General features: G+C 64.1%; 19 protein-coding genes. 10 read left to right on the top strand and 9 right to left on the bottom strand.

Going from position 1 to position 19,955, the window contains the following annotated elements; genetic code table 11:
• Positions 1-3: 3 nt before the first annotated feature.
• The 4 genes from XANALMUS060_RS02335 to XANALMUS060_RS02325 all read right to left on the bottom strand — a co-directional run bounded on the left by XANALMUS060_RS02335 (position 4) and on the right by XANALMUS060_RS02325 (position 2,551).
• Positions 4-321, bottom strand: a complete 318-nt coding sequence (locus tag XANALMUS060_RS02335) for an NAD(P) transhydrogenase subunit alpha (protein WP_045736950.1) — start codon at positions 319-321, stop codon at positions 4-6.
• Positions 322-337: 16 nt separating this feature from the next.
• Positions 338-1,489: an NAD(P) transhydrogenase subunit alpha gene (locus XANALMUS060_RS02330; RefSeq protein WP_045737104.1), complete on the bottom strand. Its 1,152-nt coding sequence runs from the start codon at positions 1,487-1,489 to the stop codon at positions 338-340.
• A 157-nt stretch (positions 1,490-1,646) separates the two neighbouring features.
• On the bottom strand, positions 1,647-1,781 hold the full coding sequence (locus XANALMUS060_RS22610) for a hypothetical protein (RefSeq protein ID WP_255352341.1): 135 nt from the start codon (positions 1,779-1,781) through the stop codon (positions 1,647-1,649).
• 260 nt (positions 1,782-2,041) lie between these two features.
• Entirely contained in the window at positions 2,042-2,551 is a 510-nt protein-coding gene (locus XANALMUS060_RS02325) for a single-stranded DNA-binding protein (RefSeq protein WP_045727209.1), read from the bottom strand.
• 292 nt (positions 2,552-2,843) lie between these two features.
• Here XANALMUS060_RS02325 and XANALMUS060_RS02320 point away from each other — a divergent pair, with 292 nt between their 5' ends.
• On the top strand, positions 2,844-3,839 hold the full coding sequence (locus XANALMUS060_RS02320; protein ID WP_045736949.1) for a polyprenyl synthetase family protein: 996 nt from the start codon (positions 2,844-2,846) through the stop codon (positions 3,837-3,839).
• 141 nt (positions 3,840-3,980) lie between these two features.
• Here the strand turns inward: XANALMUS060_RS02320 and murD are convergent, their stop codons facing one another.
• From murD to XANALMUS060_RS02305, 3 genes are all read right to left on the bottom strand, one after another.
• Positions 3,981-5,393 carry a UDP-N-acetylmuramoyl-L-alanine--D-glutamate ligase gene (murD, locus tag XANALMUS060_RS02315; protein WP_045736948.1) on the bottom strand — a complete coding sequence of 471 codons (1,413 nt, stop codon included), beginning with the start codon at positions 5,391-5,393 and terminating at the stop codon, positions 3,981-3,983.
• Positions 5,374-6,729, bottom strand: a complete 1,356-nt coding sequence (gene murL, locus XANALMUS060_RS02310; RefSeq protein ID WP_045736947.1) for a UDP-N-acetyl-alpha-D-muramoyl-L-alanyl-L-glutamate epimerase — start codon at positions 6,727-6,729, stop codon at positions 5,374-5,376. Before murL ends, murD begins: the two co-directional genes overlap by 20 nt.
• 144 nt (positions 6,730-6,873) lie before the next feature.
• Positions 6,874-9,483 (bottom strand): bifunctional aspartate kinase/diaminopimelate decarboxylase, encoded by a 2,610-nt coding sequence (locus XANALMUS060_RS02305; protein WP_045736946.1) that lies wholly within the window; start codon positions 9,481-9,483, stop codon positions 6,874-6,876.
• A 274-nt stretch (positions 9,484-9,757) separates the two neighbouring features.
• Between XANALMUS060_RS02305 and XANALMUS060_RS02300 the strand changes: the two genes are divergently transcribed.
• Entirely contained in the window at positions 9,758-10,636 is an 879-nt protein-coding gene (locus XANALMUS060_RS02300) for a PhzF family phenazine biosynthesis protein (RefSeq protein WP_045736945.1), read from the top strand.
• Positions 10,637-10,738: 102 nt separating this feature from the next.
• On the opposite strand, the gene XANALMUS060_RS02295 is transcribed toward XANALMUS060_RS02300, so the two are convergent.
• Positions 10,739-11,323, bottom strand: coding sequence for a glycine zipper 2TM domain-containing protein (locus XANALMUS060_RS02295; protein WP_045727203.1), 585 nt, complete (start codon positions 11,321-11,323; stop codon positions 10,739-10,741).
• 857 nt (positions 11,324-12,180) lie between these two features.
• On the opposite strand from XANALMUS060_RS02295, the gene XANALMUS060_RS02290 reads away from it, so the two are divergent.
• Both XANALMUS060_RS02290 and XANALMUS060_RS02285 read left to right on the top strand, forming a co-directional pair.
• Complete coding sequence (locus XANALMUS060_RS02290) at positions 12,181-12,579, top strand: HU family DNA-binding protein (RefSeq protein WP_045736944.1); 399 nt, start codon at positions 12,181-12,183, stop codon at positions 12,577-12,579.
• Between the two features lie 319 nt (positions 12,580-12,898).
• Positions 12,899-13,456, top strand: coding sequence for a DUF1439 domain-containing protein (locus XANALMUS060_RS02285; RefSeq protein ID WP_045737103.1), 558 nt, complete (start codon positions 12,899-12,901; stop codon positions 13,454-13,456).
• Between the two features lie 119 nt (positions 13,457-13,575).
• Here the strand turns inward: XANALMUS060_RS02285 and XANALMUS060_RS02280 are convergent, their stop codons facing one another.
• Positions 13,576-14,043: an SET domain-containing protein-lysine N-methyltransferase gene (locus XANALMUS060_RS02280; protein ID WP_045727201.1), complete on the bottom strand. Its 468-nt coding sequence runs from the start codon at positions 14,041-14,043 to the stop codon at positions 13,576-13,578.
• 201 nt (positions 14,044-14,244) lie between these two features.
• On the opposite strand from XANALMUS060_RS02280, the gene XANALMUS060_RS02275 reads away from it, so the two are divergent.
• Genes XANALMUS060_RS02275 through XANALMUS060_RS02250 form a run of 6 tightly spaced genes read left to right on the top strand, consistent with a single transcriptional unit; the run spans position 14,245 to position 19,889 of the window.
• Positions 14,245-14,703, top strand: a complete 459-nt coding sequence (locus XANALMUS060_RS02275) for an SUF system Fe-S cluster assembly regulator (protein ID WP_045737102.1) — start codon at positions 14,245-14,247, stop codon at positions 14,701-14,703.
• 16 nt (positions 14,704-14,719) lie between these two features.
• Complete coding sequence (gene sufB / locus XANALMUS060_RS02270; protein WP_045736943.1) at positions 14,720-16,162, top strand: Fe-S cluster assembly protein SufB; 1,443 nt, start codon at positions 14,720-14,722, stop codon at positions 16,160-16,162.
• Positions 16,159-16,569 carry a lysozyme inhibitor LprI family protein gene (locus XANALMUS060_RS02265; protein ID WP_045736942.1) on the top strand — a complete coding sequence of 137 codons (411 nt, stop codon included), beginning with the start codon at positions 16,159-16,161 and terminating at the stop codon, positions 16,567-16,569. Before sufB ends, XANALMUS060_RS02265 begins: the two co-directional genes overlap by 4 nt.
• Before the next feature lie 46 nt (positions 16,570-16,615).
• Entirely contained in the window at positions 16,616-17,383 is a 768-nt protein-coding gene (gene sufC, locus XANALMUS060_RS02260) for a Fe-S cluster assembly ATPase SufC (RefSeq protein WP_045737101.1), read from the top strand.
• Positions 17,380-18,642, top strand: coding sequence for a Fe-S cluster assembly protein SufD (sufD, locus tag XANALMUS060_RS02255; RefSeq protein WP_045736941.1), 1,263 nt, complete (start codon positions 17,380-17,382; stop codon positions 18,640-18,642). Before sufC ends, sufD begins: the two co-directional genes overlap by 4 nt.
• Positions 18,639-19,889, top strand: a complete 1,251-nt coding sequence (locus XANALMUS060_RS02250; RefSeq protein WP_045736940.1) for a cysteine desulfurase — start codon at positions 18,639-18,641, stop codon at positions 19,887-19,889. The genes sufD and XANALMUS060_RS02250 overlap by 4 nt, the downstream gene beginning before the upstream one ends.
• Positions 19,890-19,955: the final 66 nt, after the last annotated feature.

The following is a 19,955-nucleotide window of genomic DNA, read 5'->3' as shown; positions in this document are numbered from 1 at the left end:
GGTTTACTCCTTCCCACCCGACGCTGACGTACTCGGTTTGAACATTGCAAGCATGCGATCGGTTACCACATAGCCACCGGCTGCATTGCCAGCACCAAGCAGCACGCCGAAAAAGCCGATAACTTGCTCGATTACAGTGCCAGCATTGAACAATGCATGCAGCGCCCCCACCACCACGATACCGTGAACGAAATTGGATCCTGACATCAACGGCGTATGCAGAATGGAGGGCACGCGGCTTATTACTTCGTAGCCGGTGAATGCGGCCAACATGAACACATAAAGCGCGATCAGCCAGCTCATCGACAAATCGATGCTCATTTTTAGACTCCTCACACTATGGAATTGGGGGACGAAGAGTCGATAAATTATTAAGCAGACACTGGTCTGCCAAATGACGGACCTCTCCGGCGTGCGCCAGCAGGGTTCCCGCCACCACTTCGTCGCTCAGATCCAGGGACAGCGCACCGTCCTTGATGATCAGTTCGAGCAGATTCAGCAGGTTCTTCGCGTAGAGCTCGCTAGCGTGCTGGGCCAGCAGTGATGGCACGTTTAACGGTGCGAGGATCGTGGCTGACCCCACCCTCGTGGTCCGGCCAGGCAAGGTACCTTCGCAGTTACCTCCACTTTCCGCCGCCAGGTCGACGATGACCGAGCCGGCCTTCATCCCCTCGATCTGCGCGCGCGACACAAGCTTGGGCGCGGCGCGTCCCGGTACATTAGCGGTTGTAATGACGAGATCGGCTTGCTCGATATGCCGGGTCAATACTTCCTTGGCCTGCGCCTGCTCTTCGGTGGTGAGTTCGCGTGCGTAGCCACCTTCGCCACCTGCATTCACACCCGTGTCGACAAACTTCGCACCCACCGATTGCGCTTGTTCCTTTGTCTCAGGCCGCACGTCATAGCCTTCGGTAATCGCACCAAGCCGATGGGCTGTCGCCAATGCTTGCAGTCCAGCCACCCCCAGCCCCATCACCAGCACATGAGCGGCGCGCAGCGAGCCAACAGCAGTGGTCATCATCGGCAGGATGCGCTGCAGGTGCACAGCACCCAACAACAATGCGTAATAGCCCGTCAATGTTGACTGGCTGGACAGTGCATCCAGGGCCTGTGCGCGGCTGATACGTGGGACGCTTTCCAGGGCGAAAGCGCTGATGCGGCCATCGCGCAGAGGTTTCAGAAGATCGGCATTCTTTTCAGGATAGACGAAGCTGGCGAGTACTGCGCCAGGCTTCATTGCTGCGATCACCTCTGCTGGCGGTACTTGTACCGCGAGTACGATGTCCGCGTCAGCCACCATGCGTTGTGGATCGTCCATTATCTTGGTGCCAGCGTAATCCGCGTCGGCGAATCCTGCAGTGACGCCAGCACTTGTCTGCAGAGTAATGTTCGCTCCTAGCCTTATAAAACGTGGAACAAGCATAGGCACCATGGCAATACGGCGCTCATTTATGCGCGTTTCTTTTAGTACGGCAATCTGGAGCGACATCACACAAGTCCTATGCCCGCGTTGGGGAAAGAGTATCGGCCTTGCGGAAAACGCCACTTGATCTGTGTCAATTGACGCCACTAAATTCAGTTCGAGCTGGAGGCGACCGGCTACATCGGAGGCACACTTGATCAGCCGATCATCGCCGGCTTCCAGATCAGACTCTGAAGGGACTGCCCATGAAAAGCACACAGTCCATGTCATCACGATTGCCATCACGCCAGGCGTACTCGCCATCGATGCTGGCGCGTTCGTCTATTCCCGGCTGTAAAAGATTGGTGCCGATGATCACCACACCAAGCCGGCATTTGCGGCACTTCAAATTATGCGCGTCCACTCACTGCATTTGTGTTCGAACGCTTTGCTCGTACCGAACCGCAACGACTCGCCCGGCGTCAACGAACAGGAATGAAAAAGGAGCGCATTTCGCGCTCCTTTTTCATGGTTTGCCAGGTGCAAATTCTTAAGTGACTGGCATTGCACCTTACGCGCCAATTTGCGGCCGACACTCTACCGAGTCTTTGCGACAGGGACGAAAAGGTGTCGTGTGCATTAAAACGGAATATCGTCGTCGGCAAAATCATCCATCGGCGCGGATTGCGACGGTGCCGGCTGTTGGCGTCGTGGAGCATAGTCCTGCCCGCCACCGCCCATGTCCGAACGCTCCTGACGCGGCGGTGCCGAACGCGCCGGGCGGTCGCCGCCGCCCATACCACCGCCGCCTTCGCCACGGCCGCCAAGCATTTGCATTTCATCGGCGACGATGTCCGTGGAATACTTCTCCACGCCGTCCTGGCCGGTGTACTTGTCGTAGCGGAGCGAACCTTCGACGTAGACCGAACTCCCCTTGCGCAGGTACTCGCCGGCGATTTCGCCGAGCTTCCCGAAGAACACCACGCGATGCCACTCGGTGCGCTCCTGCTGGTTGCCGTCGCGGTCCTTGCGCACGCTGGTTGTCGCCAGGCTGACGCGGGTGATGGCCATGCCGGACTGGGTGTACTTGGTATCGGGATCGTTGCCGAGATTACCGACGAGGATGACTTTATTGATGCCGCGGGCCATGAGCTGCTTCCGTCTGGGGTCCCCACGGCCAGACGGCACGCGGAGCGGTAAAGAACACGATTAGGAACTCCTAATCCGGCAATCCTAACATTGCCGGGCTGGCCCGACCTGCGCCGAACGCCTGCAAAGGCCTAGGGAAACCCCGCGGCACACGACCGCAATGCCGGCAACGCAGCACCAGCAAGGCTCTCCAGACCGCGCCCGACAAGGCCAGACCAGCCCGATCAGGCCCGGCGCAGGACGGATGTCGCCGCGCAGCCTATACTCCGCGCACGCATCCAGCCCTGTCCGCATGAGCATCGCCGAAGACCTCCCCGCCCTGGGCCTGCCCCAGATTCAGATGCTCGCCGCAGCCGACATGGCGGCCGTCGATACCTTGATCCGCCACCGCCTGGCGTCGGACGTCGTGCTGATCAACCAGATCGCCGACCACATCATCTCCGCCGGCGGCAAGCGCCTGCGGCCGATGCTGGTCATGCTGGCCGGCCGCGCCTGCGATGGCCATGGACCAAAGCACCACCAGTTGGCGGCGATCATCGAATTCATCCACACCTCCACCCTGCTGCACGACGATGTGGTGGACGAATCGGACCTGCGTCGCGGCCGCAGCACCGCCAACGCGCTATGGGGCAATGCGCCCAGCGTGCTGGTCGGGGATTTCCTGTACTCGCGCAGTTTCCAGTTGATGGTGGAGCTGGACAGCATGGCAGTGATGCGTTTGCTCGCCGACACCACCAACCGCATCGCCGAGGGCGAGGTGCTGCAACTGCTGCACGTCCACAACCCCGATACCGACGAGGCCGCCTACCTGCAGGTGATCGAACGCAAGACCGCCGTGCTGTTCGCCGCCGGCACCCGCCTGGGCGCACTGGCCGCCGGTGCCAGCGACGCGGTGCAGCAGTGCTTGTACGCCTACGGCATGCACCTGGGCTACGCGTTCCAGATTGCCGACGACGTGCTCGACTACACCGCCAATGCCGCCGATCTGGGCAAGAACCTGGGTGACGATCTGGCCGAGGGCAAAGCCACACTGCCACTGATCCACGCCATCGCGCACGCCGACGCCAGCACCCGCGCACGCCTGCGCCAGATCGTCGAACAGGGCGATGCCGACGCCATGCCGGAGGTGCTGGCCGCGATCCAGGCCAGCGGCGGACTGGACTACAGCCGCCGCCGCGCAGCCGAGTACGCCACGGCGGCCGAGCGCGCACTGGACAGTCTGCCGAACAACGACGCAGTGGCCGCATTGCGCGGGCTGGCCCGCTACGCGGTCGAACGCAAGCACTGAGCACGCGCGTGGTGCGACGCTCAGCGCAACCGCGCACAGCACCGTGCCGCTGCAGGTGAAAAATACACCACGACCACTGTCGCGTGCGCAAGCACGCTATCGTCAAGCCGCCGCCCATGCAGCACGGACGGCGCCGCTGGATCAGGCGATACCCAACCCCGCAATCGCACTGATCGCCTGCGGATCGAACCCGGCCAATTCGGCGAAATGCCGGCCACGCGCCACGTAGTCGCGATAAGCGCCGAAGCTCGGCGCGCCCGGCGACAACAGCACCACGCCTCCCGCCTCGCCCAGCGCCTCACGCGCCAGCGTCAGCGCCTGCGCGAGATTGGTGGCCGCGTGCAAGCCGAAACCGGCCTCGGCGGCCAATGCCGCCAGCAGCGCATGAATACGTGGCCCGTTGTCGCCCATGGTCACGATCTCCAGCGGTGCGCCATGGCGCATGGATTCGGCGAAGTCCCGCCAATCCAGACCACGGTCATACCCACCGACCAACAACGCGATGCGGCGTCCACGAAAGCATTCCAACGCCGCGAGAGTGGCGTGCGGGGTGGTACTGATCGAGTCGTTCACGTAACTCACGCCGTCGCGCGTACCCAGTGTCTGCAACCGGTTGGGGAGCGGCCGAAAAGTGGCAGCGGCTGGCGCCAACGCGGCCGCGTCCAAGCCCAGCGCCTCGATCGCCGCCAGCACGGCGCACAGGTTTGCGCGGTTGTGCCGACCCGGCAGCGGGGTCTGCGCACTGTCGTAGATCGGCGTGGCACCGCGATACACCACCTCACCACGCAGGTGCCAGCCATCCTCGCGGTTGAACCAACGCACCTGGCTGTGCGGCAAATGCAGCGTCGCCAACTGCGGATCGGCGGCGTTGAGCAGCGCGATGCGTGGCCGCGCCTGCGTCACCAACGCCAGCTTATCGGCGACATAACGCGCCTGACTACCATGCCAATCCAGATGCTCGGGAAACAGATTCAACACCATCGCCAGTTGCGGACGCGCACCGCTGCGGGCAACGTCGCCGGTCTGATAGCTGGACAATTCGATCGCCCAATACCGCGGCGGTTGCGGCGGCGCCAACACGTCCAGCAGCGGCACGCCGATATTGCCGACCAGGCCGGTGCGATGACCACCGGCGCGCAGCAAATGCGCCAGCAGCGCCGTGGTGGTGCTCTTGCCCTTGGTGCCGGTGATGCAGAGGCTGCCGGGTACGACACCGTCGGCGTCGGCATGCTCGGCGAACCACAACGCGGTGCCACCGACGAAGTGCGTACCACGCGCCATCGCCGCCTGCGCCTCGGGCAGATACGGGCTGATACCCGGCGACTTGATCACCCACTCGAACGCGGCCAGGCGCTCGGCACTGGCGTCTGTCTCCACGCGCAGGTGGGGGTCGTGCAGCGCGACGACCTCGGCGGCATCCTCGGCGGAACAGAATAGCGTCAGCGGCAGATCGGCCGTGCTGCGCGCATCGCGCAACACGCGATACGCCGCCCGGCCCTCGCGACCCCATCCCCACAGCGCGACACGCCGGCCCTCAAACTGCGAAATTCGCACGCACACGTTCCCACAGCGCGGCCGGAATCCGGTGCTGCTCGTCCAACGCCAGCAGCGGTTCCATCCGCAGTTCGGCGGCATCGAGCTGTGGCTGGATGTCGCGAATGAAACGCGCCACCAGCGCATCCTCTTTCCATTCCGCACGGCTGGCCAGCGTGGCCATCGCCGCGCGCGATTCGCGGCCTTCGCCGACGCATTCGAACGGCTTGTGGTCCTGGAATTCCAGCAGCGCGTCGAAGCCCGGCGCCTGCGTTGCATCGTCGAGCAGATTACGACCGAAGATCCGCACCAGCCGCGTCTTGGGCATGAACGGCGCCAACGCCAGAAACACGAAATGACACTTCGGACAGATCCCGCACCAGCGATGCGCCGGGCGCTCGCCGAGGATATGGAAATTGCGGTTGCAACTGGAAAAATGCGCGTCGTAGTGGTCGTTCTTGGCGAACTGTCGCGCCACCGCCAGTTCCGACAACGGACGCAACAACGAGTAATAGTGCAAGTCCGCGGCCACATAGCGCTGCACGTGCGCGCCGAACGCCTGCTCGAAAGCCCAGCCCTTGGACCACTGGTGATTGACCTCGCCGGTGCCGGCGATCTGGCTGCCGTAGCTGGCCGAGCGCTCGTTGGAGAACACCACCTGGCCGGCATCGTGCAACAAAGCGGCAAACACCAGGATCGCCGAGTTCACCGCCGTCACCGGGATATGTCCGTTCCACGCCCCTTGCCGGTTCAGTTCGAATAGTTCCGGTGCCAGCGCACGGCCGATGCCCAGGGTCGGCAAGCCCGTGCGCTCGGCGCAGGCGCGGATCAGTTGCGAACCACCGATCCAGGTCACGGTCTGGGCCACACCGGCCGCACGCAGTGCTTCGATGCTGACCAAGGAGTCCTTGCCGCCGCCGATGGCCACCAGCGCACGATCGCTCAACCCCAGGCCCACCGCCTCGGCGTCGCTGCTGGCCGAGGCCGGAAAGCGAATGCGCGTGCGCAGGTCCAGGCCGTTGCGGTAAGCGAATTCGCCCAGCCCATGCAGATACACGCTATCCAGCAATGCGGCAGTCTCGGCGTCGATGGCGTCATCTTCGATGACGATCCGCTCTGGAACCGCCGCCTTGTAGTAGCTGATCCCCGCCACCAGATGCAACAGACGCAAGGCGCGCTGCAACGCCTGCGTGCGCTGCGGATTAAGCGCGAATGGCGCGCCGGGAATACTGATGGTCTCCACCAACTCCGGACCATCGTCGAACGCATAAACCAGACGTGCCACTCCACTGGCCGCGTCGAAGCCACAGCGCACGAAGCGGAAAGTGGCAATGTGCTGTTTGTCGAATGCGCTCATGGACGTCCTGCAAAAACACGGGCGTGCCACACGTCGCGGCGGCACAGGAAAAATTCGCTCATCAAATACCGCAACGCCGCACGCAGCGGCGGCAAACCACCGCGCACGCATCGCATCGGCAAGCGCCGGCTATGCGGGGGCATCTCAGCGTGCGGGCGCATCGATCACTTCCTCGCGGGGCAATTCGCGCTGGTTGTAGGTGCTGGCCATGACGTAGCCGTAGGCACCGGCATCGGCGATCAACATCACATCGTCCGGCGCCGTCTCCGCCGGCAGGCGACGGCGCTGACCGAACACGTCGCTGGATTCGCAAATCGGCCCGACCACGTCGAACACCGTGTCGGCCTCGCACTCCAGCCGACTCAGGTTGACCACGTCGTGCCAAGCGTCGTACAGCGCTGGGCGGATCAACGTGTTCATGCCGGCATCCAGACCGACCCGGCGGATGCCGTCCTTCTCGATCACCTGGGTGGCGCGGGACAACAGTACTCCGCATTCGGCCACCATGTAACGGCCAGGTTCAATCGCCAGGCGGAAGGCCGGATGCATCGCCTTGACCTCGGCCAGACCCTGCGCCCAGGTGTCCAGGTCGAACGGTTCGTCGTCGGCGCTGTAGGGAATCGGCAGACCGCCACCGATGTCGATGACCTCGATACTGCCGATGCGCCGCGCGAACCCGGCCAGTTCGTCGCAGATGCGCCGCCAATGCTCCGACGTCTCCACCCCGCTGCCCAGGTGCGCGTGGACGCCGACGATGCGAATGTCCAACGCACGCGCGGCCTCGACGAACTCGTCCACACGGGTGGCCGACAGGCCGAACTTGGAACGCTTGCCACCGGTGTTGACCTTCTGGTGATGACCGTCGCCATGGCCCAGGTCGATCCGCACCCACACACTGCGGCCACGGAACAACTCCGGCCAGCGCCGCAGCGCCTCGACGTTGTCCAAGGTGACGGTGACGCCCAGGGCGAAAGCGGCCTCGTATTCGGCCCGCGGCGCGAAGCTGGGAGTGAACAGCACGCGCCGCGGCGATAGCTCCGGCAACGTCTCGAACACCCGGCGCAGTTCACCGTGCGAGACACACTCCAGGCCGAAGCCCTCCTCCACCAGCGCCTGCAGGATGGCCGGATGCGTATTGGCCTTGATCGCGTAATAGCGCTGATCCACCGCCGCAATCGCCTTGAGCGCGCGCGCGCGTTCGCGCAGGGTCGGCAGGTGATAGACGTAACGCGGCGTACCGACCTCGGCCAAGCGCAGCAGATGCGCGCGCTCCTCATGCCACCACGGCGTCGGCCGCGAGCGCACGCTGCCGGCGATCTCGCGCCAGCGCGGGCCGAACACCTCGGTCTCGTCCACCGGCATCGCACCGCTGTCGATCAGCGCGGCGTGCAGGATCGGCAGCAGCCCATCGGCGGCGCCCTCATCGATGACGAAGGTCAGGTTCAAGTCGTTGGACGACTGCGAGATCATGTGCACACGCTCCTTGCCGAACGTGGCCCACACGTCCGAGAGCTTGTGCAGCAACGAGCGCATGCCGCGCCCGACCAGGGTGATCGCCGCGCACGGCACGATGATCTTGACCCGGCACATCTCCGCCAGATCGGCCGACAACGCCGCCAGCACATCGGTGTTGACCAGATTCTCGCTCGGATCCAGTGACACGGTGACATTGGTTTCGGCCGAGCCGATCAAATCCACCGACAAGCCGTGCTTGGCGAAGCGCGCGAACACGTCGGCCAGAAAACCGACCTGCTGCCACATGCCGATGCCTTCCATCGACACCAGCACGATGCCATTGCGGCGGCTGATCGCCTTGACCCCCGGCACGGTGCGCGCATTGCCGTCGATGCTGGTGCCGGGCAAGTCGGGTCGCTCGGTGTCCAGGATCGCCATTGGCACGCCGCCGTCGCGGCAGGGCTTGATCGAACGCGGATGCAGCACCTTGGCGCCAGTGGTGGCGATTTCCTGCGCCTCGTAATAGTCCAGCCGGGTCAGCAAACGCGCATCCGGCACATCGCGCGGGTTGGCGCTGAACATGCCTGGCACGTCGGTCCAGATCTCCACCCGGCTGGCACCGAGCAGTGCGCCGAAATAGGCGGCCGAGGTATCCGAACCGCCACGGCCGAGGATCGCGGTGCCGCCGTCCTGATGCCGCGCGATGAAACCCTGGGTGATCAACATGCGCGTGGGCTGGGCGAGGAAACGCTCACGCCAGGCAGCATCGGCCTGCCATTGGCAGGACACCGACAGGCGCCGCGACCATTCGCTCTGGTTCGGCTGCGGCGGCAGCGCGTGCAACCACTGGCGCGCGTCCATCCAGCCGATGTCCAGGCCGTTGCTGCGCAGGTAGGCCGCGCCCAAGGTAGAAGACAGCAATTCGCCCTGGCCCAGCACCTCGGCCTGCCAATCCAGCGTGCGGCTGGCCGCGCGTGGGTCCTCAAGCAGGCCGCGCAGCAGCGCCAGACGCTCGCCGAGCACGGCATCGGCATCCAGTTCCAACTCGGCGAGGAAAGCGCGATGGCGCTGTTCCAGCGCGGCCACACGCTGAGCGCTGTCAGCGCTGCCGTCGGCGATCGCGGTCAGCTCGTTGGTGACGCCGGACAACGCCGAGACCACCACCAACACCCGCGCGCCGGTCTCTTCCGCGCGCTTTTTCGCCAGCTTCCCAATCGTGTCCCAGCGATGACGACGCGACACCGATGTGCCACCGAACTTGAGAACGATCCAACGACCTGCAATAAAAGGAGCTGACATGGAATGGGGTATCTAGCATGGTGGGGGAAACGCCGGACTGACCGGACGCAGCCATCGATTCTACTGCCAACCGGCCAGCGTCAGAACGATCAGCGGGGCAGCCACGATCCAACAAGGACGCTTGCCAGGCCACGCCAGCCGCGAACTCGACCGCATCGCGCGCCAGATCGACGCGGCCCGCGAGGTTCGGATCGGATTCGCGCTACCTGTGCCGGTCGATGCGCGCATCGCTTGGTAAGCTGCCTTCTGACACTAATATGCGGAATCCATTGCGATGCGCAAACGCCGTTTCGTACAAGTTGACGTGTTCTCCCCGCGCGCCGGCAGCGGCAATCCATTGGCCGTGGTCCTCGATGCGGATGGACTGGACGCGGCCACGATGCAAGCCATCGCACGCTGGACGCGCTTGCCGGAAACCACCTTCGTCTTCGCACCGACGCGACCGGAAGCCAGCTATGGCATCCGCATGTTCAGTCCACAGAAGGAAGTGCCGTTCGCCGGCCACCCCAGCGTCGGCACCGCGCATGTGGTGCTGGAAAACGGCATCGCCACCCCGCGCGATGGCCTGTTCGTCCAAGACGGCATCGCCGGGTTATTGCCATTACGCTTGGAGGCAGATGCCGGGGTGCCCAGCATCGCCATCCGTACCCCGCGCGCACAGGTGGCCGAAATCGCCGACCCGGCGGACGCGCGCCTGACAGACGCGCTGCGCAACTGGTCGCTGGGGGCGCTGCCACCGGTGCGCATGGACGGCGGTCGTTGCTGGTGGCTGGTCGAGGTCGCCGACGAAGCGGCGCTGCGGCAACTGGCACCGGACTGGGATGCAATCGCCGCCCTGGCCGAAAGCACCGCGAGCATGGGCGTGTTCGCCTATGCACGCGCAAGTGGTCAAGCCTATGCGCTGGCGGTGCGCGCCTTCGTCGGCAACGGCCGTCGATTCGAGGATGCCGCCTCCGGCGCGGCCAATGCGGTGCTGGCCGCATGGCTGGACCACCGCAGCGCCCTGCCCGGGCGCGACCGCCGCTATGTGGCGAGTCAGGGCCGCGAAGTCGGCCACGATGCGCTGCTGACGCTGAGCGTGGATGCCGCAGGCGATATCTGGTCCGGCGGCCAAGTGCAGACGGTGATCGAGGGCCAGATCGACTGGCCCTGATCGTCACGAACATGGTGATGAGAACATATCGCCGCTGGCCTGATCGCACTGCGGCCAACGGTCAACAGAAAGGGCGCCTGACAAGCAGGCGCCCTGTTTCGGTTAGTAAGGCAGCACGTCCACGCGCACGCGGATGCGGTCGCCCGGAGGCGAGGCGGTGCGAGTGTGGTAGTAACGGCCGCCGTACTCGTAGGTCACGTCGTAGCCGTCGACGCGGTCGTAGCTTTCGGTGCGGTAGGACACCGGCTCGCACTCCCTGACCACGCCGCCGCTGACATAGCCGCCACCATAGGAGCGGGCATTGGAGTCGTAGATCGAACGTCCGGCCAGGCTACCGAGCATGGTGCCGACGGCGGTGCCGACGAAGCGGCCATTACCGCCACCGACGCGGCTACCAAGCAACGCACCAGCGATACCACCGGCAACGGTCGAAGCCGTCCGGCCACCCTGGGTGCCGCCATAGCCGCTGACGTAGGTGTCAGGTGCCTGACGGTCGTAACAGCGCTCGGTGGTCTCGCGTGGACCATTGACCTGGACCATGATCGGATCGACGCGTATCACACGCGCATATTCATAGGTGCCGAGACCGTTTTGGTAACGGGTATAACCGTAATCCTGCGCAGCGGCGGAGCCGATCACGCCGATCGTCAGCGCAGCGGTCAACAAGTGGGTCGAGAGCTTGTTCATGGCGATGATTCCAAGCGCGTGGATCGCGCGAGTACATGCTCAATCCTGCGCGGTGAAACCAAACTGAATTGGCGCAAATCGGCCATGCACGTTTAGCGTCGCGACAGCTGGACGCCATCGCCGGCATCTGCATCTGCATCCACCGAGGCGAGCAAACAGCGCGCATGCAACCGCTATCCACCGCAGCCGCCACGCCGGACCACACGGCTCCACCCCCATGCACACCTGCACACAACACCCAGCACCCTGAAAACCAATGCAGCACCGCACGCCCTCATCGAGCGGGGCGCGAAAATACGCAACGCTCGTTATCGGCAGCAGCGAACTGAAATTTAGTGCGAGCCATGCATGCCCAAGCGCAACACTTTTCTAGCCAATCACGCCGAATAAGGAAAACATCCACCTGCGCGGTGACGATCCACGCTTGGCGATGTCCCCCATCTCGTCACCGAAGCGACGATTGAATCCGTCGACAGCGCATCCCGGCAAACTCGTGCTGTTGGGTATTGGAGCGTGTCTCGGTGATCTTGTAGATCGCCTCCCAAGCGCCCGACGACACACAACGCGCCCCATACACTCCCGCGCTGACGAGTAGCGCCCCCTCAAAGCAGGCAGCGTGCCCTCGCCACACTGCGCGACAGCATGGTCATCCCATCTCAGATGGGACGAAAAAATCCGGCATACACCTACGTTTTTGCCACCTGGAACGCCGATCCAGAAAAAAAATCGCTTTAAAAAGCGTTTTTTCGGCTTTTTTTGCCAATTACCTATTGGCGCGGCGTAGCACATGCCCTACATTTCGCCATGCCGACGGGGTCGGCGCGACCCACACCACTCATTTACGGAATCAGGACATCATGGCAAAGACCGCAAAAAAGGCTGCCCCGAAGAAGGCAGCGAAGAAAACAGCAACCAAGGCCGCAGCTAAACCGGCCGCTCCCAAGCCCATCAAGGATGTGCTGAGCAAATCGGCTCTGGTCGCACATATCGCCGAAACCAGCGGCGTGATCGCCAAGGACGTGCGCGCCGTGATGGCCTCGCTGGAGCATGCCGTCGCCGGTTCGATCAGCAAGAAGGGCGCCGGCTCGTTCACCCTGCCAGGCCTGCTGAAGATCACCTCGGTCAGCGTCCCGGCCAAGCCGAAGCGCAAGGGCATCAACCCGTTCACCAAGGAAGAGCAATGGTTCGCGGCCAAGCCGGCCACCACCAAGCTCAAGGTGCGTCCGCTGAAGAAGCTCAAGGACGCCGCGCTCTGAGCCGCATCGCCTGATCCAGGCAAACGCACACCGACGAGACGGCTCAGGCCGTCTCGTTTTTTTGTGCCGCCAGAAAAACCCAACGACTGCCAGCCACATGCACTGCTGGCACCGCTCGCCCAGTCTTACACAGGCCGGCGTTGCAGCTCGCAGCACCGCCGCCGCACAACCCCACTGGCATCCATCCCCACACTGCGCGCGACGCAGCCGATTGCGCTAATGGCACATTCACCGGCAGCGGTTATGGTGAGAGCCCAACTTCAAACAAGGCGCTACACCGATGACATTTCGCCAGTGGACACTGCGCACTGTGGTGCTGATGACCTTGATCGCCGCGCCCTTTGCGCAAGCCACACCGACGATCCAGGGCCGGCAGATCAATGTCGGTGCCGCCGATGTGCAGCACTACCTCGATGGCAGCTTTCCACAGACGCACAAGGCATTGGGTGGGCTCATCAAGATGACCATCCGCAATCCGAAGCTGGCCCTGCCGCCGGGTAACCGGCTGAAGATGCAATTTGACCTGAGCATGGCCAGCGGCGGTGGCGCGGCGACGCCATTGGGCACCGTGCTACTGACCAGCGGGCTGCGCTACGATCAACAGAGCCAGGGTTTCCATCTGCAATCGCCGACTATCGACGATTTCCGCCCGGCCGCCAATGGCGAAAAGCTCGACGCCAACACCCGCGAGTTGCTCAACGTGTGGCTGGACGATTACGCGCGCCGGGAACCGATCTACAAACTGGACCCGCGTCTGGCCGCCGCGATGGGCAAGCTACAGATCGAATCGGCGGGAGTGGAAAACGGCGCGCTGGCCATCCATTTCAATCAGGACATCGCCAACCTGGTGCCGGCCGGCTTGTTATCTGGCCAATGAGGCGGCGAACGGCAGGAACGGCGCACGCCCCTCTGCCATCGAGCGTACAAAAACGGCGGCCTGCGAGCCGCCGTTTTGCGTGACAGCGCCGGAGAGTGCATCGCACTCCAAGCAGCAACTCAGCGCTTGGGTTGCAGCATCGTGCCCGTGCAGTTGATCGCGCCGCAGCGGCATGCCCAGATCTTCTTCAACCGTGGCGTGTGCCGCTCGGCCAGGGTGATGCCGTAGTTGTAGGTCAATTCCTCGCCGGGCGCGATGTCACGCAGCGCTTCGATCACCACTTTATCCTTGCGCCGGTCCTCGCCTTCAGCCTCCACGATCACCGCCTCGCAGTTCGGCGCGCAACTGTGATTGATCCAGCGCGCATCGTTGCCTTCGTAATTGGCATCGATCACGTATTCGTCGCTGAGGGTGAAAAGGAAGGTATGGCCAGTCTCCACGTCGCCAGCATCGTCGCGGTCGACTTCGGCATGGGTACGCAGACGTCCTTTGTATTCGATGATCCGCTCGCCGTGTTTGAGCGGCGCCACGGCGAAAACGCCGTTGCCATGAATGCGGGACTTGCGCGCGGCGATCTTGCGGGGCATACAGCAATCCAAACAGGAAAGTGCCGATTCTGAAGCACATCGGCCACGATCCCAAGCCTGCCCGCAGCCCGATGCAAACGACACGGCCGATGCCATCGCACCAGTCCATGACTGCGATAGAAACCATCGCACACGGCGCGCTTGGACGCCGCGGCGCAAAAGCGTACAATTTCGGTCCGCATTGACATCGCCGCTTCTGCCATGCTCCGTGTCACCAAGCTGACCGATTACGCCACCGTCGTACTGACCGTGCTCGCCGCGCGTCCGACCGAAGTGCTGAGCGCGACCGAACTGGCCGAGCAGGCCGGGCTGGAGCCGCCCACCGTCAGCAAGCTGCTCAAGCCGCTGGCCCAGGCCGGGCTGGTCGAAGGGCTGCGCGGCGTGCATGGTGGCTACCGGCTGGCGCGCCCAGCCAAGGCCATCAGCCTGATCGAAATCGTCGAGGCAATGGAAGGCCCACTGGCAATCACCGAATGCAGCCACCACGGCAACCAGTGCAGCATCGCCCAGACCTGCGGGGTGCGCTCGAACTGGCGGCTCATCAACGACGTGGTTGCCGATGCGCTGCGCGCCGTGACCCTGGCGCAGATGCTCCACCCTCTTCCGCCTCCCGGCGATCCCAAACGGCGCCCGATCGCCGTGCGATTCGCGACCACCTGACCCTGTAGGCAGCCCCATGGCCACCGAAAACGCTGAAATCCTGGAACGGCTGGGACGTCGCTACGACGCCGGCTTCGTCACCAACATCGAATCCGACGCATTCCTGCCCGGCCTCGACGAAGATGTCGTGCGCGCTCTGTCCGCGAAAAAAGACGAGCCTGAGTGGATGACCGAATGGCGCCTGGCCGCCTATCGGCACTGGCTGAACATGCCGATACCGCATTGGGCCAAGCTCGACATCGCCCCGATCGACTTCCAGGCGCTGAGCTACTACTCCGCGCCCAAAGGCCCCAAGTACGCCTCGCTGGACGAGGTGCCGAAAGAATTGCTGGACACCTACGACAAGCTCGGCGTGCCGCTGCACGAACGCGCCCGGCTGGCCGGCGTGGCCGTGGATGCGGTCTTCGACTCGGTCTCGGTCGGCACCACCTTCCGCAAGGAACTGGCCGAGAAGGGCGTGATCTTCTGCTCGATGTCCGAGGCGATCAAGGAGCATCCGGAATTGGTCAAGCAGTATCTGGGCAGCGTGGTGCCGGTCGGCGACAACTTCTTCGCCGCGCTCAATTCGGCGGTGTTTTCCGATGGCAGCTTCGTCTTCATCCCCAAAGGGGTGCGCTGCCCGATGGAACTGAGCACGTACTTCCGCATCAACGCTGGCCATACCGGCCAGTTCGAGCGCACCCTCATCGTGTGCGAAGACAAGGCGTATGTGTCCTATCTGGAAGGCTGCACCGCACCGATGCGCGACGAGAACCAACTGCATGCGGCGGTGGTCGAGCTGGTCGCGTTGGAGGATGCGGAAATCAAATATTCCACCGTACAGAATTGGTATCCGGGCGACGAGGAAGGCCGCGGCGGCATCTACAACTTCGTGACCAAGCGCGGCGAATGCCGTGGCGCACGCAGCAAGATCGCCTGGACCCAGGTCGAAACCGGCTCGGCGATCACGTGGAAATATCCCTCGTGCGTCCTGCTCGGCGACGACTCGGTCGGCGAATTCCACTCGGTGGCACTGACCCACCACCGCCAGCAGGCCGACACCGGCACCAAGATGATCCACGTCGGCAAGCGCACCAAGAGCAAAATCGTCAGCAAGGGCATCAGCGCCGGCCACGGGCAGAACACCTACCGCGGCCTGGTCAAGGTGGAGCGCAGCGCCGAGGGCGCACGCAACTATACCCAGTGCGATTCGTTGCTGATCGGTAAACGCTGCGGCGCGCACACCTTCCCGTACATCGAGGTCAAGCACCCGACCGCGACGGTGGAGCACGAGGCCACCACCTCCAAGATCAGCGACGACCAACTGTTTTATTGCCGCGCCCGAGGCATCGATCAGGAGAATGCGGTGTCGATGATCGTCGACGGTTTCTGCAAGCAGGTGTTCCGCGAACTGCCGATGGAATTCGCAGTCGAAGCGAAGAAGCTGCTGGAAGTCTCGCTGGAAGGGTCGGTCGGATGAGGAGGACGCTGCTCGCTCTGGCGCTCCTGGTCAGTGTCGCCGCACCCGCCTGGGCCGACAGCGTCGGCTGCGACCCCGCGGGCGCGCAGGCGCAACTCGATGCCTGCGCCGCACAGGATCTACGCAAGGCCGATGCCGAACTGAACACGGTTTACCGGCAGATCATGGCCAGGCTGGTCAAACAACCACTGGCGCTGGACAAACTCAAGACTGCGCAGCGGCTGTGGTTGCAACTGCGCGATGCCGACCTGGCGGCGCGTTATCCGCTCGGCAACAATCAAAGTCCGCAGGTGCTGTACGGCTCGATGTACCCGACGCTGTACGCCAGCGCCAAAGCCGAACTGACCGCTGCGCGCACGGCCTATCTGCGCGCCACTTTCCTGGAGCGCCGCGAAGGCGACCTCTGAGTCGCACCGCCGCCCCTTCCCCTCATTGGACAAGACGAACACCGCCATGCTGAAGATCGACAACCTCCACGCCCGCATCGGCGACAAGGACATCCTCAAGGGCCTATCGCTAGACGTGCAGCCCGGCCAGGTACACGCCATCATGGGCCCCAACGGCGCCGGCAAGTCCACCCTGGGCAACGTCCTGGCAGGCCGCGACGGCTACGAGGTGAGCCAGGGCAGCGTGCACTTCGACGGTGCCGACCTGCTCGCGCTGGAGCCGGAAGCGCGCGCCGCCGCCGGCCTGTTCCTGGCCTTCCAGTACCCGGTGGAAATTCCCGGCGTCAACAACACCTATTTCCTGCGCGCCGCGCTCAATGCCCAACGCAAGGCGCGCGGCGAAGCCGAACTGGATTCGATGCAATTCCTCAAACTGGTCCGGCAAAAACTGGCCGTGCTGCATCTGAAGGACGAACTGCTGCACCGCGGTGTCAACGAAGGCTTCTCCGGCGGCGAGAAAAAGCGCAACGAAATCTTCCAACTGGCGGTACTGGAACCGAAGCTGGCGATTCTCGACGAGACCGACAGCGGCCTGGATATCGACGCACTCAAGACCGTCGCCGCCGGCGTCAACGCACTACGCTCGCCCGAGCGCGCGTTCGTGGTCATCACCCACTACCAGCGCCTGCTCGACTACATCAAGCCGGACGTCGTACACGTACTGGCCGACGGGCGCATCGTGCAGACCGGCGGCCCGGAGCTGGCACTTGAACTGGAAGCACACGGGTATGCCTGGCTGAAGGAGCGCGTGGCGCCCGAGGCGGCACTGCGATGAGCGCTCTGCTCGACTCCCTGGCCGCGGCATTCCACGGCGATAGCGTGCGTCGCGCCCCCCTGGAGCAGGCACTGCGCGATGGCCTGCCCGGTCCACGCAGCGAGGCATGGAAATACACCTCGCTGCGGGCACTGGAGCGGCGCCGCTTCGTCCCGGCAGCAGACGCCGCGGCGGACGTGGACGCCGCCGTGATCGCCGGCATTCCGGCGCCTCGGCTGGTCTTCGTCAACGGCCGCGCCAGCGACGCGCTGTCGGACCTGAGCGAGCTGCCCTCCGGCGTGGTGCTGCAACGCCTATCGGCGCTGTTGCGCGGCGGCGAGGAGGCGATGCGCTTGCTTGGTCGCCGCTTCGAGCACGTCGACGACGTCTTCGCCCGGCTCAACGCCGCACTGGCCGACGAAGGATGCGTGCTACGCGTGGATGCGGGTGTGCGGGTGGAAGCGCCACTGCACCTGGTGTTCGTCTCCACCGCGGCGGCGGCCGATCTCGCCTGGCACCACCGCCACCTGATCGAACTGGGTCACAACGCCGCACTATCGCTCGTCGAACATCACCTGCATCTCCAAGAGGCGCCGCACCTGAGCAACAGCCTCGCCCACGTCCACCTGGCCGCAGGCGCGCAACTGACGCATGCGCGCGTACAGGAGGACGCACCCGGCATCACCGCGCTGCTGCGCACCGACGCGGTGCTGGCACGCGAAGCACACTACCAACGCGTGGACCTGGAACTGGGCGGCGCGCTGGTGCGACACGAACTCAACGTGCGCCTGGAAGGCGACAACGCGCGACTGAGCGCCAACGGAGTCTTACTCGGCAATGGCCGGCGTCAGCTCGATACCCGCCTGGGCATCGAGCACATCGCCCGCGACACCGCCTGCGAACTGCTCTGGCGCGGTGTCGCCACCGCGCGCAGCCGGGTCGCCTTCCACGGCGGCATCCATATCCGCCAAGGTGCCGACGGCACCGATGCGCAGCTATCGAACAAAAACCTGCTGTTGTCCGCCGATGCCGAGATCGATACCCAACCGGTGCTGGTGATCGACGCCGACGAGGTCAAGGCCGCGCATGGGGCCACCGTCGGCCAACTCGACAGCAACGCGCTGTTCTACCTGCGCTCGCGCGGATTGCCACAAGCACGCGCGCAGCAACTGCTGACCACCGCGTTCTGCCGCGAACCACTGCGTGCACTACCATCGACATTGCACGAATTACTCGCCGCGCGCCTGGAACGCGCGCTCAGTGACGCGGGCGTGGCATGAACGGCACCGCCACGCACACCACTGCATCGCAGGCACCGGACTGGGATACCGTCCGCAACGACTTTCCACTGCTGCAGCGCAATGTCCACGGTAAGCCGCTGGTGTATTTCGACAACGCCAACACCGGGCAGAAACCGTTGCCGGTCATCGCGGCAACGGACACGTTCTATCGTCGTCACAACGCCAACGTCAGCCGCGCGGTGCATGCGCTCGGCAGCGAGGCCACCGAAGCCTACGAGGGCGCGCGATCCAAACTAGCCCGCTTTCTCAACGTGCGCGCCGACGAATTGGTGCTGTGCAGCGGCGCCACCTTTGCGTTGAATCTGGTGGCGTACTCGTGGGCGCTGCCGCGCCTGCAGCCGGGCGACACGATCCTGGTGTCGCGCATGGAACACCATGCCAACATCGTCCCCTGGCAACTGGTCGCACAACGCACCGGTGCCACAATCAAAGTTGCCGAGATCACCGCTGAAGGCGCACTCGACCTGGACGCGCTGCGCGCGGCGATGACCGGCGAGGTGAAACTGCTGGCCCTGACCCACGTCTCCAACGTGTTGGGCACCGTCAACCCGGTCCGCGAAATCTGCCGCGAAGCACGCAAGCGCGGCATCGTCAGCGTCATCGATGGTTCGCAGGCGGCGCCGCATCGGCCGCTGGACGTGACCGCGATCGGTTGCGACTTCTATGCCATTACCGGGCACAAGATGTGCGGCCCAACCGGCACCGGCGCACTGTGGGCACGCCGCGAACATCTGCAAGCGATGCCACCGTTCCTCGGTGGCGGCGAGATGATCAAGGAAGTCAGCTTCGACGGCACCGTGTTCAACGACCCACCGCACAAGTTCGAGGCCGGCACGCCGAACATCGCCGGCTTCGTCGGCCTCGGTGCAGCGGTGGATTACCTGCAGGCACTCGGATTGCAACATGTGGAAGCGCGCGAAGCCGAGTTGCTCGCGCACTTGAGCGAAGAACTGCAGCAGATCGACGGCCTGCGCCTGATCGGCACCGCACCGGGTAAAGCGGCGGTGGTCTCGTTCCTGATCGAAGGCGCACATGCCCACGACCTGGCCACCCTGCTCGACCTGGAAGGCGTGGCGGTCCGCTCCGGACAACACTGCGCGCACCCACTGCTGCAGTTCTACGGCGTCGCCGCCACCTGCCGCGCTTCGATGGCGTTCTACAACACGCATGCGGAAATCGAACGCTTCGTGATCGCGTTGCGGAAAGTGCGAACGCTGCTTGGGTAAAGCACAGGCGGATGACGTCGAAAAACCAAAGCAAAAAGCACATCATCGCTGAACAACCGATCAACG

This window comes from Xanthomonas sp. MUS 060, assembly GCF_000963215.1.
GTDB lineage: Bacteria > Pseudomonadota > Gammaproteobacteria > Xanthomonadales > Xanthomonadaceae > Xanthomonas_A.
The sequence above is the reverse complement of the archived record's forward strand: the minus strand, read 5'-3'. Positions and strand labels throughout refer to the sequence as shown.

Coding starts and splice junctions, on each gene's coding strand:
- XANALMUS060_RS02275 (WP_045737102.1), top strand. CDS start 14,245: ATGCTCCGTGTCACCAAGCTGACCGATTACGCCACCGTCGTACTGACC.
- sufD (WP_045736941.1), top strand. CDS start 17,380: ATGAGCGCTCTGCTCGACTCCCTGGCCGCGGCATTCCACGGCGATAGC.
- sufC (WP_045737101.1), top strand. CDS start 16,616: ATGCTGAAGATCGACAACCTCCACGCCCGCATCGGCGACAAGGACATC.
- XANALMUS060_RS02320 (WP_045736949.1), top strand. CDS start 2,844: ATGAGCATCGCCGAAGACCTCCCCGCCCTGGGCCTGCCCCAGATTCAG.
- XANALMUS060_RS02300 (WP_045736945.1), top strand. CDS start 9,758: ATGCGCAAACGCCGTTTCGTACAAGTTGACGTGTTCTCCCCGCGCGCC.
- XANALMUS060_RS02330 (WP_045737104.1), bottom strand. CDS start 1,489: ATGTCGCTCCAGATTGCCGTACTAAAAGAAACGCGCATAAATGAGCGC.
- XANALMUS060_RS02335 (WP_045736950.1), bottom strand. CDS start 321: ATGAGCATCGATTTGTCGATGAGCTGGCTGATCGCGCTTTATGTGTTC.
- XANALMUS060_RS02295 (WP_045727203.1), bottom strand. CDS start 11,323: ATGAACAAGCTCTCGACCCACTTGTTGACCGCTGCGCTGACGATCGGC.
- XANALMUS060_RS02325 (WP_045727209.1), bottom strand. CDS start 2,551: ATGGCCCGCGGCATCAATAAAGTCATCCTCGTCGGTAATCTCGGCAAC.
- XANALMUS060_RS02305 (WP_045736946.1), bottom strand. CDS start 9,483: ATGTCAGCTCCTTTTATTGCAGGTCGTTGGATCGTTCTCAAGTTCGGT.
- murL (WP_045736947.1), bottom strand. CDS start 6,729: ATGAGCGCATTCGACAAACAGCACATTGCCACTTTCCGCTTCGTGCGC.
- XANALMUS060_RS02250 (WP_045736940.1), top strand. CDS start 18,639: ATGAACGGCACCGCCACGCACACCACTGCATCGCAGGCACCGGACTGG.
- sufB (WP_045736943.1), top strand. CDS start 14,720: ATGGCCACCGAAAACGCTGAAATCCTGGAACGGCTGGGACGTCGCTAC.
- XANALMUS060_RS02280 (WP_045727201.1), bottom strand. CDS start 14,043: ATGCCCCGCAAGATCGCCGCGCGCAAGTCCCGCATTCATGGCAACGGC.
- XANALMUS060_RS02290 (WP_045736944.1), top strand. CDS start 12,181: ATGGCAAAGACCGCAAAAAAGGCTGCCCCGAAGAAGGCAGCGAAGAAA.
- XANALMUS060_RS02285 (WP_045737103.1), top strand. CDS start 12,899: ATGACCTTGATCGCCGCGCCCTTTGCGCAAGCCACACCGACGATCCAG.
- XANALMUS060_RS02265 (WP_045736942.1), top strand. CDS start 16,159: ATGAGGAGGACGCTGCTCGCTCTGGCGCTCCTGGTCAGTGTCGCCGCA.